This window comes from Frankia sp. AiPs1, assembly GCF_023716945.1.
Classification (GTDB): Bacteria; Actinomycetota; Actinomycetes; order Frankiales; family Frankiaceae; genus Frankia.
In genome coordinates, this window is record NZ_JAMQQF010000098.1 from 1 (window position 1) to 15389 (window position 15389).

Sequence of the window (15389 nt, forward strand, 5' to 3'; positions counted from 1 at the left end):
GGGCGCCACGCCGCGCACCACCGCCCGGCGCTTCCGGCCTCCTCGCCGCCACGTCGGCGACCGCGACCGCGACCGCAGGAAGCATTCCGCCGCTACGGTGGCCACTGTCGGGTCCGGTGGCGGTCAGCCGAGCCTTCCAACGCCCGGTGACGCCGTTCGGCCCCGGCCACCGTGGCGTCGATCTGCGGGGTTCGCCGGCCGGTCCCGTGCTCGCGGCCGCCGCCGGAACTGTGAGCTTCGCGGGTCCCGTGGCGGGACGGGGCGTAGTCACTGTCGATCATGGGGCGGTCCGGACGACCTACGAGCCCCTGCGGCCCGCCGTCCGCGCGGGTGCCGTCGTCCAGGCGGGCGACCTGCTCGGCTGGCTCACCGACGGCCACCCCGGGTGCCCCACGAGGACGTGCCTGCACTGGGGCCTGTTGCGCGGTGAGGAGTACCTCGACCCCTTGGGTTCGTTCCGGCGCGTTCCGCCTCGGCTCCTGCCTCTTCGCCTCGGATGAGCGACGGCGATCCGGGGCGTGTCACGCCCGCGGGTGCGCCTGATCGAAGGCTGCACGGAGTCGCTCCGGGGTCACATGCGTGTAGATCTGAGTGGTGGCCAGGTTGGCGTGGCCGAGAAACTCCTGGACAGAACGCAGATCTGCGCCTCCCTCGAGCATGTGCGTCGCCGCCGAGTGGCGAAGTCCGTGCGGCGTGAGCCCCGTCGGGACGATGCCCATCTCCACGCAACGCGCCAGGACCCGCCGCACCGTGCGCGGATCGAGCCGGCCCCCGAGCTGCCCCAACATCAGAGCCGACCCGCTTCCGGGTACGGCCAGGAGCGGACGGCCCGAGGTCCGCCACGCCCCGAGCGCGCCGGCGGCGGGCACGCCGAACGGAACGCTGCGCTCCCGGCCGCCCTTGCCGTGTACCCGCAGCAGCCGCCGTTCGTCGTCGATGTCCCCGAGGTCCAGTCCGCACAGCTCGGACACCCGCACCCCGCTGCCGTAGAGCAGTTCGATCACCAGGGCGTCACGCAGGCCGAGGGCCCTTCGCAGGGCGGGATCGTCATCGCGGCTCGGTCGCGTACCGGTGAAGTGCTGTGGGTGTGCGGCGGCCGAGTCGCCCTGCGCCTGCCCCTTCCCGGACACCGCATCGAGGAGCTGGCGGGCAGCGGCGGCAGTCAGGACCTGCGGCACCTGCCGGATCGCGCGCGCGCCGACCAGTCGGGCGGCCACGTCGGTCGGCAGGAATCCACGGCGGACTGCAAAGGCCGAGAACACTCGGGCAAGCGATGCACGCCGCGCACGGGTCGCCGGCGCGGCACCGGCCGCGCGCATGGCGGCCAACCAACTGCGCAGAACCGTCAGATCCAGATCGGCGAGCTCCGGACGTCCCTCTCGCTCCGCGTGTGCCCGCAGACTCGCCAGATCGGCGACGTAAGCACGAACCGTCTCCGGCGACCGGTCAAGCTCCGCGACGAGGTGGCGCCGGAAACCGGCGATCGCCTCGGCCCAACCCGCGTCGACACCTTCGACCGCTGCCGACCCCGGGGCTGGGCCGGCGCTCGCCGTCCGGGCTTCCCGTGGAACCGGATCCATCCGGCCACGCCCAGGACCACGATCGCGATGCGATGCCATGCGAGGACCGTCTCCGGATGCGGTCACCGCGTCAAGAGCGCGTCGACGGCGGACCGTCGTGCTGCGTGGCGTCGCGGTCAGGGCAACGGATTGGCTCGGCTTGCGGGCTCCGACGCTGCGGGCTCGACCGCATCGGCTACTCGGGCGCTCCCGAAGGCGACCCCGTCCGGATCGGACCGCGTCCGGACGGGGCCTCTGGTCAGCTTCGGCGGGACCGGGACCCCGCGTTGGACGGCGCCCGGCCGAGCGGGGTCAGCCGGTAACCGTTGGGGACGCTCTCGATCAGCCCCTCCACGGTCAGCGGCCCCAGCATGGCCAACACCTCTTCCGGACGCAGCCCGGTCCGCTGAGACAACACCGACACGCCGATCGCCGCGCGGGAAGGCATGGCATCGAGCAGATCACGCACCATCGCGGACAGTCCGTCGCGGGGCCCGGCGGCCTTCGGTGGGCGCGCTGCGAACCGGCCCACGGCCGCGATCTCCTCGCTGATGTCCTCCGCCCCGGTGACCAGCACGGTCTGCTCCCGGAAGTCGCGAAGCAACCGGTGGCACCCGACGCTCATCGCGCTGGTGACGGGCCCGGGTACGACCATCACCTGGCGGCCGAGGCGACGGGCGTGGGCGACGGTGTTGAGCGCGCCGCTGCGAGGGCCCGCCTCAACCAGCACGGTCCCCCGGCACAACGCGGCGATCACTCGATTCCGGGTCAGGAAGCGCCGGCGGAAGGGCGGGGTACCGGGCGAGACCTCGCTGACGACGGCACCCGTGCGAGCGATCTCGGCCAGCAGCTCCACATGGGCAGCCGGATACGGTACGTCGACGCCGCCGGCGAGGACGGCGACGGTCGGTCCGGCCGCTGCCAGCGCGCCGCGGTGCGCCGCCGCGTCGATCCCGAACGCCGCCCCCGACACGACTGCCCAGCCCTGCTCCGCCATCGCGAAAGCGATCTCGCCGGCAAGATGCAGACCATAGCTCGTCGCGGCCCGGCAACCCACCAGGGCGACCGCCCGTGACGCAAGTTCTCGCAGGTCACCGGGCCCGCGCACCCACAGGCACAGGGGTGCCCCGATCGCGGAGCCGTCGCCCTCGTCGCGCAGGCGATCCAGCGCGTCGAGCTCGATCGGCCATTCGGCATCCTGCGGGCACACCAGCCGGGCACCGACCCGCGACGCGGCCTCCAGGTCACGCTGGGGATCCACCCCGGGATGCGCCGACCGCACCTCGGCCCACACCCGGGCAGCCCCGTGCCGCCCCACCTCGACGGCCACCCGCTGATGCTCGGGTCCGAACACCCGGGTCAGTGCGACCCGGGCGAGCCGCTCCGGGTCCGTCTCCACCTCGCCGCCGGGCACCGCCGTCATCGGGATGACGCCTTCGGTCGGCTCCCCGCCGCCCTGCTCGGGCGACGGAACTCCGAGGCCGGCCCCGCTCACCGCCGACCGAAGGGGGGCCACCCCCGGTCCGGGCAGGTCGGTCCCGGGCTCGGGCTGCCCAGAAGGGGTGACCGGCGCGGTCATGCCACCCATCCGGGCAGCCTCAGGTCCAGCGCGGCGCCGAACTGTTCGGGGCCGGGCGATGGCCGCCCGGCGAGGTCGGCGAAGGTCCAGGCCAGGCGGTGGACACGGTCAAGACCACGGGCGGTGAGCAGGCCCGCGTCAAAGGCCCGCTCGGCCACCGCGGTGACCTTCGTGGGCAGCGGCCAGAGTCTGCGCAGCGCCGGACCGGGCACCTCCGCGTTGACCCGCCACGGGGTGCCCGCCAGTCGGCCGCTGGCAAGCTCCCTGGCTCCTGCCACCCGGGCGGCAACCTGCGTCGAGGCGGCCGAGCGACCCAGGTCTGCCCTGAGCTCGGCTCGGCTGGGGGCGCTCAGGGCCACCTGGATGTCGATCCGGTCCAGCAGCGGGCCGGAGAGGCGGGCGAGGTAGCGCCGACGCACCAGGCTCGGACACTCACAGCCGGTCGCCCGCGGCCCACGGGCCCTCGCGCAGGGGCACGGGTTGGCGGCGAGGATCAGCTGGAACCGCGCCGGAAACCGGGCCGTCGCCCGGGCTCTGGCCACCTCGATCGTGCCGCTCTCCAGCGGCTGGCGCAGGGCGTCGAGACTCTGCCGATTGAACTCGGGGGCCTCGTCCAGGAAAAGAATCCCGCGATGGGCCTGGCTGGCCAACCCCGGGCGGATGACCGCCGAGCCGGACCCGACCAATGCCGCAGGCGTCGCGCTGTGGTGCGGGCTGCGGTAGGGCGGGCGGGTGATGAGGGGAGCACTCGGCGGTAGCAGGCCGGCCACCGAGTGGACTGCGGTCACCTCCAGGGAGGCGTCGATGTCGAGCATGGGCAGGAGGCCGGGTAGCCGGTCGGCCAGCATCGTCTTCCCGCTGCCGGGCGGCCCCTGCATGAACAGATGGTGCCCACCCGCCGCGGCGACCTCGACGGCGAGCCGACCCCGGCTCTGGCCCGCCACGTCCGCCAGGTCCAGGCCCGAGTCCTCAGCCGGGACGGGTGCAGCGGGCGGCAGCGCCGTCACCTCTGGCGCGGCGGCGTCCCCGCGCAGGACTGCCAGCACACCGGCCAGATCGGTGGCCGGTTCGACTCGGGCGCCGGGCACCAGCGCCGCCTCGGCCGCGTTGGCTGCCGGGACCACCACGCGCTCGACGCCCGCGGCGGCCGCTTTGAGTACTGCCGGCAACACCCCTCTCACGGCACGCACACGACCGTCCAGAGCCAGCTCGCCGATGAACACGCGGTGCAGCAGGGATTCGGGGGGAACCACCGCGGCAGCGCCGAGCACGGCAACCGCCATCGCCAGATCGAAGGCACTGCCCGCCTTCGGCAAGGTGGCGGGAAACAGGCCAAGGGTGATCCGACGGGCCGGCCACTGCTGGCCGGAGTTGACCACCGCGGCGCGGATCCGGTCGCGCGACTCGTGCAGGGCAGCGTCGGGCAGACCGATGAGCGTCAGACGAGGCAGGCCGTCGGCGAGGTCCGCCTCGACCTCGACCAGATGTCCCTCGACCCCGAGGACCGCCACCGCCCGGGCTCGGGCGAGCGCCATCAGAACGCACCCCGAAGATGCTCGACGCTGACCGGGCCGACCGGCGGACGCGACACCAGCACCACGTCGAAACGCACGGGGGTGGGTGCGTGTGGGTGCTCCGCGAGCCAGCGGGCGGCCAACCGGCGGATCCGGGCCGCCTTCCGACCGACCACCGCTTCCGCGGCGGACCCATAGCGCGCTCCGGATCGGGTCTTGACCTCGCAGAACACCAGATCCGCCCCGTCCCGGAGCACGAGATCGAGCTCGCCCTCTCGGCAGCGCCAGTTGCGGTCGAGGATCGCCGCGCCCCCCGCCGCCAGATGCCGGGACGCGACCTCCTCGCCGAACCGACCTAGTGCGTCCTTCGCGCGCATCGCAACGCTCCCGTCCGCCGGGGGACGTGCGCCCGCCGGCCTGTTTCAGCGTCGGCGCTGCGGGCGGAAACAACCAGAGGGCTTGATCAACATGTGGATGACGGACTTTATCCACAGGCGGACCGCAGGCAGGGGGATCCGGTCGCGTGAGAGCGAGCGGGCCCAAGCGGAATTGGGCAACCGGCGAATGAGGCGCCCCGACAGAAGCGCCACTTCCGCGATCACCAAGGGGAGGCGGGGCCGAGGCGGGGCCGGCTGGCAACGCCGGAGAGGGCCCGTGACCAGGAGCGGAGCGTCAGAGCTCGGCCTTGGTCAGCTCCTCCACATTGATGTCCTTGAAGGTCACGACTCGGACATTTTTCACGAAACGCGCCGGCCGGAACATGTCCCACACCCAGGCATCCCGCAAGGTCAACTCGAAGAAGACCTCACCGTCCGTGCTGTTCCTGACCTCGATCTGATATTCGTTGGCGAGGTAGAACCGACGTTCGGTCTCGATAACGTACGAGAACAGCCCCACCACATCGCGGTACTCGCGGTAGAGCTGGAGCTCCATCTCGGTCTCGTACTTCTCGAGATCTTCCGCGCTCATGCGGTCTCCGTGACGCCGTGCAGGCTGGTCGCAAGCACTCTGTCCTCCAGCCGCAATGATCGGGCTTCCCTCGTCGGCACCGCGTGCGCAGCCACGTTGACGTACGACTTCCGGTGTTCGTCACACGGTCCGTACCGCGCCAGCGCCGCCGCGTGGGCCGCGGTGACGTATCCCTTGTGCTGCGCGAAATCGTACTCGGCATAGCGCGTGTGCAACGCACGCATGATCCGGTCCCTCGTCACCTTCGCCACGATCGAGGCCGCCGCGATGCACGCGGCAACCTGATCCCCCTTCACGACCGCCAACGATTCCGTACCGAAGCCGGCGACGGCGAACCCGTCCGTGAGCACGTAGCCCGGCTGACGCCCGAGCCGCGCGACGGCACGTCGCATGCCGGCAATGTTGGCCACGTGTACTCCGGTCCGGTCGATCTCCGCCGCGGGGATCACCACCGTGGACCAGTCCGCGGCTGATCGCAGGATCTCGTCGAACAGGCTCTCTCGGACCTGCTCGGTCAGCAGCTTCGAGTCCGCCAGCCGGGGCGACAGCAGGCGCCTTCCAGCAGGGCCCAGCACCACCGCGGCCACGACCAGCGGACCGGCGCAGGCGCCACGACCCGCCTCGTCAACTCCGGCGACCGGGCCCAGCCCACGACGCATCAGTGCCCGCTCGTAACCGAACAGACCGGCGTCGCGCCGGATCACGACCCCGCGCGGCCTCATGGAGATCCGCGCCGTGGCGGGACCGAACTTCCCGCGACGGCGGACGGCCGACGGCGCCGCGCCTGCCAGGCCGGCGGCGCCAGCGCGACGATCGCCACCAGGGATGTGTCATCCGTCGCCGGCAGGCCCGAACCGGACTCGGCCGGCCCCGCGCCGAAGGTGGCCGACGCCGCAGGCCTGGTCGGCGTCGACGGCGCGCGAGGAGCAACCGACGCGGCGGGTATCCCGCTGAAGGTGTCCGGCACGCCCAGGAAACCGAGCCGACTCAGCGGCCAGACCCGGACGAAGGCACGCCCCACCACCTTGTCCTTCGGGATCGGTCCGTTCTGCCGGGCATCGGAAGACGCTCCCCGGTGATCGCCCATCACCCACAGGTAGCCCGCGGGCACCTTCAACGGGCCGAAACGCTGGTAGTCGTTCTGATATACGTACGGTTCGTCCAGCGGATGGCCGTTGACCGTCACTCTGCCCTCCGCGTCGCAACACGCGACCGTGTCGCCGCCGACCCCGATGACCCGCTTGATGAAGTCGGTTTCACTCGGGGCCCCGAGGCCGAGTAGGTTCTGCGCACCACGGACGAACTTGCTGACGACATTGGTGGGCTTGGGAACGATCGACTCCTGATGGTCGAAACCCGTCCCCTTGCCGTTGAACACGACGATCTCGCCCCGGTGCACGTCCCGAAAATGGTAGACGACCTTGTTGACCAGCACGCGGTCGTCGACCAGCAGGGTGCGTTCCATCGACTCCGACGGGATCCAGAAAGCCTGGACCAGCAGCGCCTTGATGAGCAGCGCCAGCAGAAAGGCGACCAGAACAAGCACGGGCAGCTCGCGTAGGAACGAGCCCCGGCCTCGGACTCCCGATCCGGGCCGACCGACTCGGCGACCACTGCCCTGTTCGTCCGGTCCCGCCGCCGGCGCCCCGCCCGTGTCGTCGAGTGCGGCCGAGCCGCCGACGTCGCCGCGGGCCTCCGCGGAGTCAGCGGCCCAGTCGGACCGATCCTCGGCGGAATCACTCCGCGGCGGGGCAACCCCCGGCGGCCCCTCGGATGTGGGGCCGACCCATCGTGGATCACCGACAGGCCGGTTGCCGCCTGCGTCTCCCGACGGCGGACGATGCCCACCCGGACTGGATGCGTTCACTCCGCCACCTCGCTGGATCGACCGTCTGACCTCATCGGACCGGTCGACGTGCCACCAGCCGCCGCATGCGACGTCGTTGCGGACCGTGCCGCCCATCTTCGTCCAAGAACGGGGTCAACACGCGCACGGAGTACCGGCAAGTCGCCGACAATCGGCCAGGGCGGGGCACCGGGCGACGAGGACGTCAGCGCGAGATCGGGTCCCGCTTCTCCTTGATCTTCGCGGCCTTGCCGCGGAGCTGCCGCAGGTAGTACAGCTTCGCCCGACGAACGTCACCGCGGGTCACGATCTCGATCTTGGAAACGATCGGGCTGTGCAGCGGGAAGGTGCGCTCGACGCCGACGCCGAAGCTCACCTTCCGGACGGTGAAGGTCTCCCGCACTCCGCCACCCTGCCGACGGATGACGGCACCCTGGAAAACCTGGATGCGCTGACGGTTTCCTTCGACGACCCGCACGTGGACCTTGAGGGTGTCGCCCGGCCAGAACTCGGGCACGTCGGTCCTCAGCGACTCGGCGTCGAGGCTGTCCAGGGTGTGCATGGCAGTCGCTTCCTGAAGAGGTTGAGAGTGGGTCATCCGCGCCCTCGGCTCAGACCGTGGCGAAACAACCCATGGCCGAGCCCGACCCGGACCCGTGCATCGACAGGCTCCACCGCGGAGACGTCCCGCAGGGATCATTCGACCTGAGGCCACCCGAGCCGGTCACGAACCGGCGGACACTGCATTGTACTGTGCCACACGCGTGGGCGACTCCGGCCGTGCACCCCAGGGCCGCCACACGCCCCGTCAGACAGCCGCACGCCACAGCAGGCCACACGCTAGGCAGGCAGCACACGCCCGGCGGACAGCCACACGCCCGGCGGGGCGGATGACACCGGCCCGACCGCGGAGCCGCGATGACCGCCAGGGCGTGGCGGCCGGCACCAGACCCGGTCTCCAGGTGACCACCCGCCCCACCGGCCCACAAGATCATAGCCGGTCCGGCGAATCCCTGGCCGAACCGCGCCCGGCTGCGGAGTCGGCCGCCAGGGCCGCCCCGGATGCGGTCGCGGCGTGCTGCTGTACCTCGGCCGCCACGGCCTCGAGGACGGCACGGTCCGCGTCGGACAACTCGGCGTGTTCCACCAGATCCGGCCTGCGCGCCAGGGTGCGGCGAAGCGCCTGCGCCCGCCGCCACCGGGCCACGGCCGCGTGATCCCCGGATCGCAGGACCGCCGGTACCTCGGCACCGCGCCAGACCTGCGGGCGGGTGTACACCGGCGCCTCGAGCAGACCATCGGAAAACGAATCGTCGGCCGCCGACGCGCTGTTGCCGAGCACCCCCGGCAGGAGACGGGCGACCGCCTCGAGGATGACCAACGTGGCGACCTCGCCACCGGCCAGCACGTAGTCACCGATCGAGATCTCATCGTCCGCCCAGGTATCGATCACCCTGGAGTCGATGCCCTCGTAACGACCGCAGCAGAACACCAGCCACGGCTCCCGTGCGAGCTCCTCCGCGTGACGCTGCGAGAACGGCCGGCCCGCCGGCGTCGGCACCACGACCCGGGGGCGGCGCGTCGGGTCCGACTCCGCGATCTCCGAGAGGGCCGCGTCCCACGGCTCGGGGCGCATCACCATTCCAGGACCACCGCCATAGGGGGCGTCGTCGACCGTCCTGTGCACGTCGCTGGTCCACGCCCGCAGATCGTGCGTGCGGACGTCGAGCGTCCCACGCTCCTGGGCCCGCCCTACCAGCGACAGGCGCAACGGTTCCAGGTAGGTGGGAAAGATGGTCACGACGTCGGCGCGCATCGGCAGCTCCCGGAGCATCGGGGCCGACCCCGAACCGGGGGTCGGCCGCAATGGCGGATCATCACCGACCGGGCCGGAACGGAATCAGTCGAGATCAAGCAGACCGGGGGGTGGATCGACGACGATCCGGCCCGCAGCCGGATCCACGGTCGGAACGATCTCCCGCACGAACGGGACGAGATGCTCGCCCCCGCCCGGACGCCCGACGGCGAGCAGGTCGCCCGCCGGTGCATGGATGACGTCCGTCACGCGCCCCAGTGTGACACCGGCCGTCGTGACCGCTTCCAGGCCGACGAGGTCACGATCCCACCACGTGTCGCCGGCTTCGCCCTCGGTGTCCTCGTCGTCGTCCACCGGTGGTCCGGCCTCGGCGGGGTCGATGGTCAGCAGAACGTCACGCAGCGCCTCGGCGGCGCCACGATCCTCTACCCCCTCGAAGCGGAGCAGCAGACGGCCCGAATGCCAGTGGGCCGTGGCGACCGTGAGGGGGGCACCGCCGCCCTCACGCCCGAGCACCGCACCCAGCGCAAACCGGCGCTGGGGCACGTCCGTCCGCACCTCGATCGTGACATCGCCTCGAACACCGTGCGGTCGGCCGATCCTGCCGACAACAATCGGCTCAGTCACGGAGGTGGGCACCGGGTGGACCGGTGGCATCGCCAGGGCCACGAGTGTCAGCGGTCCACATCGACGACATCAATCCGCAGACCACGGCCGCCCACACCACCCATGACCGTGCGCAGAGCACGGGCTGTGCGGCCCCGCCGACCGATGACCTTTCCGAGGTCGTCGGGATGCACCCGTACTTCCAGGGTTCGGCCGCGTCGGCCATTGTTGAGATCCACGCGGACATCGTCCGGATGATCGACGATGCCCCGCACGAGATGCTCGAGGGCCGCTTCCAGCACCTACTGCCCCGCGGCGGCCGGCGCATCCGCGGCCGGCGCATCCGCGCCGTCCGCCGACGCGGCCTTCTTGGCCTTCTTCGGAGTGGTCGCCGGTCGATCCTCGGCACCGGCGGCGGCCCGGGCCGCCGCCTGGAAGATCTCCCGCTTGTCGGGCTTCGGCTCGGCGACCCTCATGGGCGGCGGGGCTGGCAGGTTCTTGAACTTCTGCCAGTCACCAGTCACCTTGAGGATCGCGAGGACCGGCTCGGTGGGCTGAGCCCCAACCGTCAGCCAGTGCTCCACCCGCTCGGCGTCGACCTTGATGATGCTCGGGTCGGACTTCGGGTGGTACTGCCCGATGGCCTCGATGACCCGGCCGTCCCGCTTGGTGCGGGCGTCGGCCACGACGATGCGGTAATGCGGCTCGCGCATCTTGCCGAGACGCTGCAATTTAATCTTGGTTGCCACGGTGGTCGAACGGCTCCAGACGTGTCGGTGACCGCCGGACCCCACAGATGCGGGAGGACCGACGGTGGGAAAGCACCAGCGCCGGAACAACCACTCGAATCACTCTCGTACAGGACGAGATCGGAGGGCAGCCACACCGACGCTGGCAGGCAGGGCCTGCACTAGAGCTTACAGTCTGCCAGACCGCAGCCGTCAGCCGCGCACCCGGGAGACCGCGGACTCACCGGGCGGGACCACGACTGTCAGCGACCGCCGCGCGGACCTGCGGGCGGCATTCCGCCGAGGCCCTCCTGCTGACGCATGAGTGCCGCGAGATCCGGCATGCCGTCCGGGAAGCCGGGCCCCTTGCCGAGACGGTCCTGCGCCGCGGACTGCTGGGCCTTGGCCTGCGCCGCCCGCGCCGCCGGGTTTCCCTTGCGGTTCGCGCCCTTCCCCTTCTTGGCGGCCTTCCGCGCGGAGGCGGCCTTCGCCCGGGCCATCCCGCCGGGCAGCCCCATCCCCCCCGCCATCTGCCGCATCACCTTGCGGGCCTCGGCGAAACGGTCGAGCAGCTGGTTGACCTCGGTGACGGTGACGCCGGACCCGCGGGCCACGCGCGCCTTGCGAGAGGCCTGAAGGATCTTGGGGTCGTGCCGCTCCCCCGGCGTCATCGACCGGATGATGGCGACCACCCGGTCGACGTCGCGGTCATCGACCTGGGCGAGCTGCTCCTTCATCTGCCCCATGCCGGGCAGCATGCCGAGCAGGTTGCCGATCGGACCCATCTTGCGAACCGTGAGCATCTGGTCGAGGAAATCCTCGAGCGTGAACTCCGAGGCCGCCATCTTCGCGGCCATCGCCTCGGCCTGCTCGGCCTCGAACGCCTTCTCGGCCTGCTCGATCAGGGTGAGGACGTCACCCATCCCGAGGATCCGTGACGCCATCCGCTCCGGATGGAAGACGTCGAAGTCGTCGAGACCCTCGCCGGTGGAGGCAAACATGATCGGACGCCCGGTCACCTGGGCGACCGACAGCGCCGCGCCGCCCCGGGCGTCACCGTCGAGCTTGGTCAGGACGACGCCGCTGAACCCGACGCCGTCGGCAAAGGCGTTGGCCGTGGCGACGGCATCCTGACCGATCATGGCGTCGAGGACGAAGAGGATTTCGTCCGGCGAGACGGCGTCACGGATATCCGCGGCCTGACGCATCAACTCCTCGTCGACACCGAGCCGGCCGGCCGTGTCGACGACGACGACGTCGAAGACCTGGCGGCGGGCGTGAGCGAGGGCATCGCGAGCCACCCGGACCGGGTCCCCGACCCCGTTGCCGGGTTCGGGGGCGAAGACCTCGACGCCGGCGCGCGTCCCAACCACCTGGAGCTGGTTGACCGCATTGGGGCGCTGCAAGTCGGCCGCGACCAGCAGCGGGGTGTGCCCCTGCGCCTTCAGCCACCGCCCCAGCTTGCCCGCGAGGGTGGTCTTGCCCGTGCCCTGCAAGCCAGCAAGGAGGATGACGGTGGGCGGCGTCTTGGCGAACCGAAGAGTCGTCGTGCCGCCGCCGAGGATGGCGACGAGCTCCTCGTTGACGATCTTGATGACCTGCTGGGCCGGATTCAGCGAGGCACCGACCTCGGCCCCCCGCGCCCGCGTCTTGACTGCCGAGACGAAACTGCGGACCACGGGAAGCGCGACGTCCGCCTCCAACAACGCCACCCGGATCTCCCGTGCCGTGGCGTCGATGTCCGCGTCGGTCAGGCGCCCCCGACCACGCAGCGACGTGAAGACCTTGTCGAGGCGGCTGGAAAGGGTGTCGAACACGCGCACACACTCCGAGATCGCAGGCGGACCGCAGTCACCAGCGTACGCACCCGACGACGAGGACAACACACCCCGCGGCCGAACACCCCGCATCCCAACATCCGGCATCCCAACGTCCCGCGCCCCAACATCCGCGCCCAGACATCTCCGCGGCGCCCGATCACCCGGCGTCCGATCACCCCGACGCCCGATCATCCGGCGGTGGCCGGCCACTCGCCCTACGCGGGTCTGGTTTGGCCGGCCAGGCACGCCAGCGCAACCCCCGGCGCTGCCGGCCTCCCCGCGCCCGTGTGCGGCCCGGCGAGGCATACCCGCACGGACGCCGACCTGGTCTCGCACCGGCCGGATCCGCCCTCTGCGCTGAGGACGGCGGGACGCCTCGCCGGACGCTCACCCCCCAGCCGGAAACGCGCCGAGGACGATGGTCGCGGCTTGCCGTGGAGCCTCCCGGCTCCACTCAGCGATGAAGCCTAGATCACATTTGAATCGACGGGAAGACCTTGACGCGTGACACGCCGTGGTCTTCTGCACCACGGTCCGATGGACGCTCGGTTCGTCAGACCGGCTCGCCAAGTAGGGCGTCGACGAAGGCCTCGGGCTCGAAGGGAGCAAGGTCGTCCGGCCCCTCGCCCAGGCCGATCAGCTTGACCGGCACGCCGAGCTCGCGCTGCACAGCGATGACGATCCCGCCCTTCGCCGTGCCGTCGAGCTTCGTCAGCACGACGCCGGACAACTCCACCGCCTCGGTGAACACCCGCGCCTGGACCAGCGCGTTCTGCCCGGTGGTGGCGTCCAGCACCAGCAGGACCTCGTCGACGGGACCATGCTTGCCGATCACCCGTTTGATCTTCGTCAGCTCGTCCATCAGGCCAGTCTTCGTGTGCAGGCGGCCGGCGGTGTCGATCAGCACGGTGTCGGCGGCCGAATCGATGCCCTGCTTCACCGCGTCGAAGGCGACCGAGGCCGGATCACCGCCCTCGGCCCCGCGAACGGTCACGGCACCGACGCGCTCGCCCCACGTCTGCAGCTGATCCGCGGCCGCCGCCCGGAAGGTGTCGGCCGCACCGAGCACCACTGTCCGGCCCTCGGCCACCAGCAGTCGCGCGACCTTGCCGCAGGTCGTGGTCTTGCCGGTGCCGTTGACCCCGACGACGAGGACGACGGCCGGACGATCCGGCACCGACGTCCGCAGCGAACGATCGGTCGCCGTGCCGACCTGGGCAAGCAGCTCGTCGCGCAGCATCGCCCGCGCCTGGACCGGGGTACTTGCGCCGAGCACCTTGGTACGTTCACGCAGCGCCGCGACCAGCTCACTGGTGGCCGCCACACCGACGTCGGCGACGAGCAGGGTCGCCTCCACGTCCTCCCACGTCTCCTCGTCGAGGTTGTCGCCCGACAGCAGGGAGAGCAGGCCACGGCCGAGTGCGTTCTGCGAGCGGGACAGCCGCAGGCGCAGGCGCACCAACCGGCCGGCCGCCGGGGCCGGCGTCTCCGCCGGGGGCCGCTGCCGCGGCGGAACCGAGGGCGCGAGGTTCGTGTCCGCCGGGCCCGAAGTCGCGGCGTCCCCGGTCATCGGCAGGTCGGTCGCGTCCGCTCGAGGCGGCTCGGTCCCGGGCACGACGGGCAGGCCGACGTCATCGATCGTCCGGGTCGCCGAATCACGAGGCACCTCGGCGTCGTCGCCGACGCCGGGAGGCAGGTCGGTGTCGGGCCGGCCACCCCTTCCGACGGCTCGGCGGGGACGCCGCCGCACGGCGCTGCCCACCACGAGTCCCACGGTGGCCAGTGCGACGACGGCGATGACGACGATCAGGATGAGGAGCTCCACACCCCGATCCTGACAGATGGCCGGGGCGGCCCAGGGCGCTCACCCACCCTGGACACCCACCCGGGCCGGGTCAGACAGCCGCGCGTTCCCGCAGCCGCTGACTGATCACGGTCGTAACTCCGTCACCACGCATCGCCACGCCGTACAGGGCGTCAGCGATCTCCATAGTCCGCTTCTGGTGGGTAATGATGATCAGTTGGGACTTCTGCCGCAGTCCCTCGATGGCGTCCAGCAATCGGCCGAGATTGCGATCGTCCAGTGCCGCCTCGACCTCGTCGAGGACGTAGAACGGTGACGGCCGGGCCCGGAAGATCGCCAGCAGAAGCGCGAGCGCGGTCAGCGATCGCTCGCCGCCGGACAGCAGTGACAGCCGCTTGACCTTCTTGCCCGGCGGGCGGGCCTCGACCTCGATCCCGGTGGTCAGCATGTCGTCGGGGTCGGTGAGCACCAGCCGGCCCTCCCCACCGGGGAAGAGGGTGGCGAAGACCACCTCGAACTCCCGGGCGGTGTCGGCGAAGGCCGCGGCGAACACCTCGCGAACCCGGACGTCGACCTCCTCGACCACGAGCAGCAGATCCCGTCGGGTGCTCTTGATGTCGTCGAGCTGCGCCGCCAGGAACGCCGCCCGCTCCTGCAGGGCAGCGAACTCCTCCAGGGCGAGCGGGTTGATCCGGCCGAGGCGGGCCAGCTGCTTCTCCGCGGTGGCGGCCCGCGCGGTCTGCTCGGCCCGGTCGAACGGCGTCGGCGAACCGTCCGGATCGTCGGGCGGCACCGGCAACTGTGGCCCGAACTCGACCACGAGATCCTCGGCCGCGATCCCGAACTCCTCCATCGCCTTGGTCTCGAGCGTCTCCGCCCGCAGGCGCTTCTCTGCGCGGGCCAGCTCGTCGCGGTGCGCCGCGTCCCGCAGCGCGGCGACTTCGGCCGCGAGGGCCCGCGCCTGCTCACGCACGGCGGCCAGGTCGGTCTCGGTCGCACGGCGCTGGGCTTCGGCCTGCTCGCGCTCGGCCGCAGCCCGAGCCAACGAACGGTCCAGCCGATCCAGGGTCACCTGGGTGGCGTCCCCGAGTGCCGCCGCGATCGCGGCCTGCCGCTCGCGCACCTCCCGCCGGTGGGCGGCGGCGGCC

16 protein-coding genes are annotated in these 15389 nt (G+C 71.5%); 1 reads left to right on the forward strand and 15 read right to left on the reverse strand.

The window, feature by feature from the left end; genetic code table 11:
- On the forward strand, nucleotides 1-500 hold a 500-nt coding region (locus ND748_RS12095; protein WP_251745867.1), incomplete at its 5' end, for a murein hydrolase activator EnvC.
- Between the two features lie 21 nt (nucleotides 501-521).
- Here the strand turns inward: ND748_RS12095 and ND748_RS12100 are convergent.
- The 15 genes from ND748_RS12100 to ND748_RS12170 form a co-directional block, all read right to left on the reverse strand.
- Nucleotides 522-1580 carry a tyrosine recombinase XerC gene (locus tag ND748_RS12100; RefSeq protein ID WP_251745869.1) on the reverse strand — a complete coding sequence of 353 codons (1059 nt, stop codon included), beginning with the start codon at nucleotides 1578-1580 and terminating at the stop codon, nucleotides 522-524.
- Nucleotides 1581-1818: 238 nt separating this feature from the next.
- Nucleotides 1819-3147 (reverse strand): DNA-processing protein DprA, encoded by a 1329-nt coding sequence (gene dprA, locus ND748_RS12105; protein WP_251745871.1) that lies wholly within the window; start codon nucleotides 3145-3147, stop codon nucleotides 1819-1821.
- A complete protein-coding gene (locus ND748_RS12110) occupies nucleotides 3135-4673 on the reverse strand; it encodes a YifB family Mg chelatase-like AAA ATPase (RefSeq protein ID WP_251745872.1) in 1539 nt (512 codons plus the stop codon). Before ND748_RS12110 ends, dprA begins: the two co-directional genes overlap by 13 nt.
- A complete protein-coding gene (locus tag ND748_RS12115) occupies nucleotides 4673-5029 on the reverse strand; it encodes a YraN family protein (protein WP_251745874.1) in 357 nt (118 codons plus the stop codon). Before ND748_RS12115 ends, ND748_RS12110 begins: the two co-directional genes overlap by 1 nt.
- 295 nt (nucleotides 5030-5324) lie before the next feature.
- Entirely contained in the window at nucleotides 5325-5621 is a 297-nt protein-coding gene (locus ND748_RS12120) for a DUF2469 domain-containing protein (RefSeq protein ID WP_009742334.1), read from the reverse strand.
- The gene (locus ND748_RS12125; RefSeq protein ID WP_251745876.1) at nucleotides 5618-6343 is read right to left on the reverse strand and encodes a ribonuclease HII; all 726 of its coding nucleotides are present in this window, start codon (nucleotides 6341-6343) and stop codon (nucleotides 5618-5620) included. The genes ND748_RS12120 and ND748_RS12125 overlap by 4 nt, the downstream gene beginning before the upstream one ends.
- A complete protein-coding gene (gene lepB / locus ND748_RS12130) occupies nucleotides 6340-7167 on the reverse strand; it encodes a signal peptidase I (protein WP_374215904.1) in 828 nt (275 codons plus the stop codon). Before lepB ends, ND748_RS12125 begins: the two co-directional genes overlap by 4 nt.
- Before the next feature lie 505 nt (nucleotides 7168-7672).
- The gene (gene rplS / locus ND748_RS12135) at nucleotides 7673-8029 is read right to left on the reverse strand and encodes a 50S ribosomal protein L19 (RefSeq protein ID WP_011606861.1); all 357 of its coding nucleotides are present in this window, start codon (nucleotides 8027-8029) and stop codon (nucleotides 7673-7675) included.
- Nucleotides 8030-8458: 429 nt separating this feature from the next.
- Nucleotides 8459-9283, reverse strand: a complete 825-nt coding sequence (gene trmD, locus ND748_RS12140) for a tRNA (guanosine(37)-N1)-methyltransferase TrmD (protein WP_251745888.1) — start codon at nucleotides 9281-9283, stop codon at nucleotides 8459-8461.
- Between the two features lie 84 nt (nucleotides 9284-9367).
- Complete coding sequence (rimM, locus tag ND748_RS12145) at nucleotides 9368-9910, reverse strand: ribosome maturation factor RimM (RefSeq protein WP_251745879.1); 543 nt, start codon at nucleotides 9908-9910, stop codon at nucleotides 9368-9370.
- Nucleotides 9911-9957: 47 nt separating this feature from the next.
- Nucleotides 9958-10191 carry an RNA-binding protein gene (locus ND748_RS12150; RefSeq protein WP_009742328.1) on the reverse strand — a complete coding sequence of 78 codons (234 nt, stop codon included), beginning with the start codon at nucleotides 10189-10191 and terminating at the stop codon, nucleotides 9958-9960.
- Entirely contained in the window at nucleotides 10192-10638 is a 447-nt protein-coding gene (gene rpsP / locus ND748_RS12155) for a 30S ribosomal protein S16 (protein ID WP_251745881.1), read from the reverse strand.
- Between the two features lie 242 nt (nucleotides 10639-10880).
- Entirely contained in the window at nucleotides 10881-12434 is a 1554-nt protein-coding gene (gene ffh / locus ND748_RS12160; protein ID WP_251745883.1) for a signal recognition particle protein, read from the reverse strand.
- A gap of 556 nt (nucleotides 12435-12990) precedes the next feature.
- A complete protein-coding gene (ftsY, locus tag ND748_RS12165) occupies nucleotides 12991-14262 on the reverse strand; it encodes a signal recognition particle-docking protein FtsY (RefSeq protein WP_251745885.1) in 1272 nt (423 codons plus the stop codon).
- A 70-nt stretch (nucleotides 14263-14332) separates the two neighbouring features.
- Nucleotides 14333-15389, reverse strand: a 1057-nt coding sequence (locus ND748_RS12170) for an AAA family ATPase (RefSeq protein WP_251745886.1), incomplete at its 5' end; no start/stop codon positions are given.

Coding starts and splice junctions, on each gene's coding strand:
- ND748_RS12100 (WP_251745869.1), bottom strand. CDS start 1,580: ATGGATCCGGTTCCACGGGAAGCCCGGACGGCGAGCGCCGGCCCAGCC.
- dprA (WP_251745871.1), bottom strand. CDS start 3,147: ATGGGTGGCATGACCGCGCCGGTCACCCCTTCTGGGCAGCCCGAGCCC.
- ND748_RS12110 (WP_251745872.1), bottom strand. CDS start 4,673: ATGGCGCTCGCCCGAGCCCGGGCGGTGGCGGTCCTCGGGGTCGAGGGA.
- ND748_RS12115 (WP_251745874.1), bottom strand. CDS start 5,029: ATGCGCGCGAAGGACGCACTAGGTCGGTTCGGCGAGGAGGTCGCGTCC.
- ND748_RS12120 (WP_009742334.1), bottom strand. CDS start 5,621: ATGAGCGCGGAAGATCTCGAGAAGTACGAGACCGAGATGGAGCTCCAG.
- ND748_RS12125 (WP_251745876.1), bottom strand. CDS start 6,343: ATGAGGCCGCGCGGGGTCGTGATCCGGCGCGACGCCGGTCTGTTCGGT.
- rplS (WP_011606861.1), bottom strand. CDS start 8,029: ATGCACACCCTGGACAGCCTCGACGCCGAGTCGCTGAGGACCGACGTG.
- trmD (WP_251745888.1), bottom strand. CDS start 9,283: ATGCGCGCCGACGTCGTGACCATCTTTCCCACCTACCTGGAACCGTTG.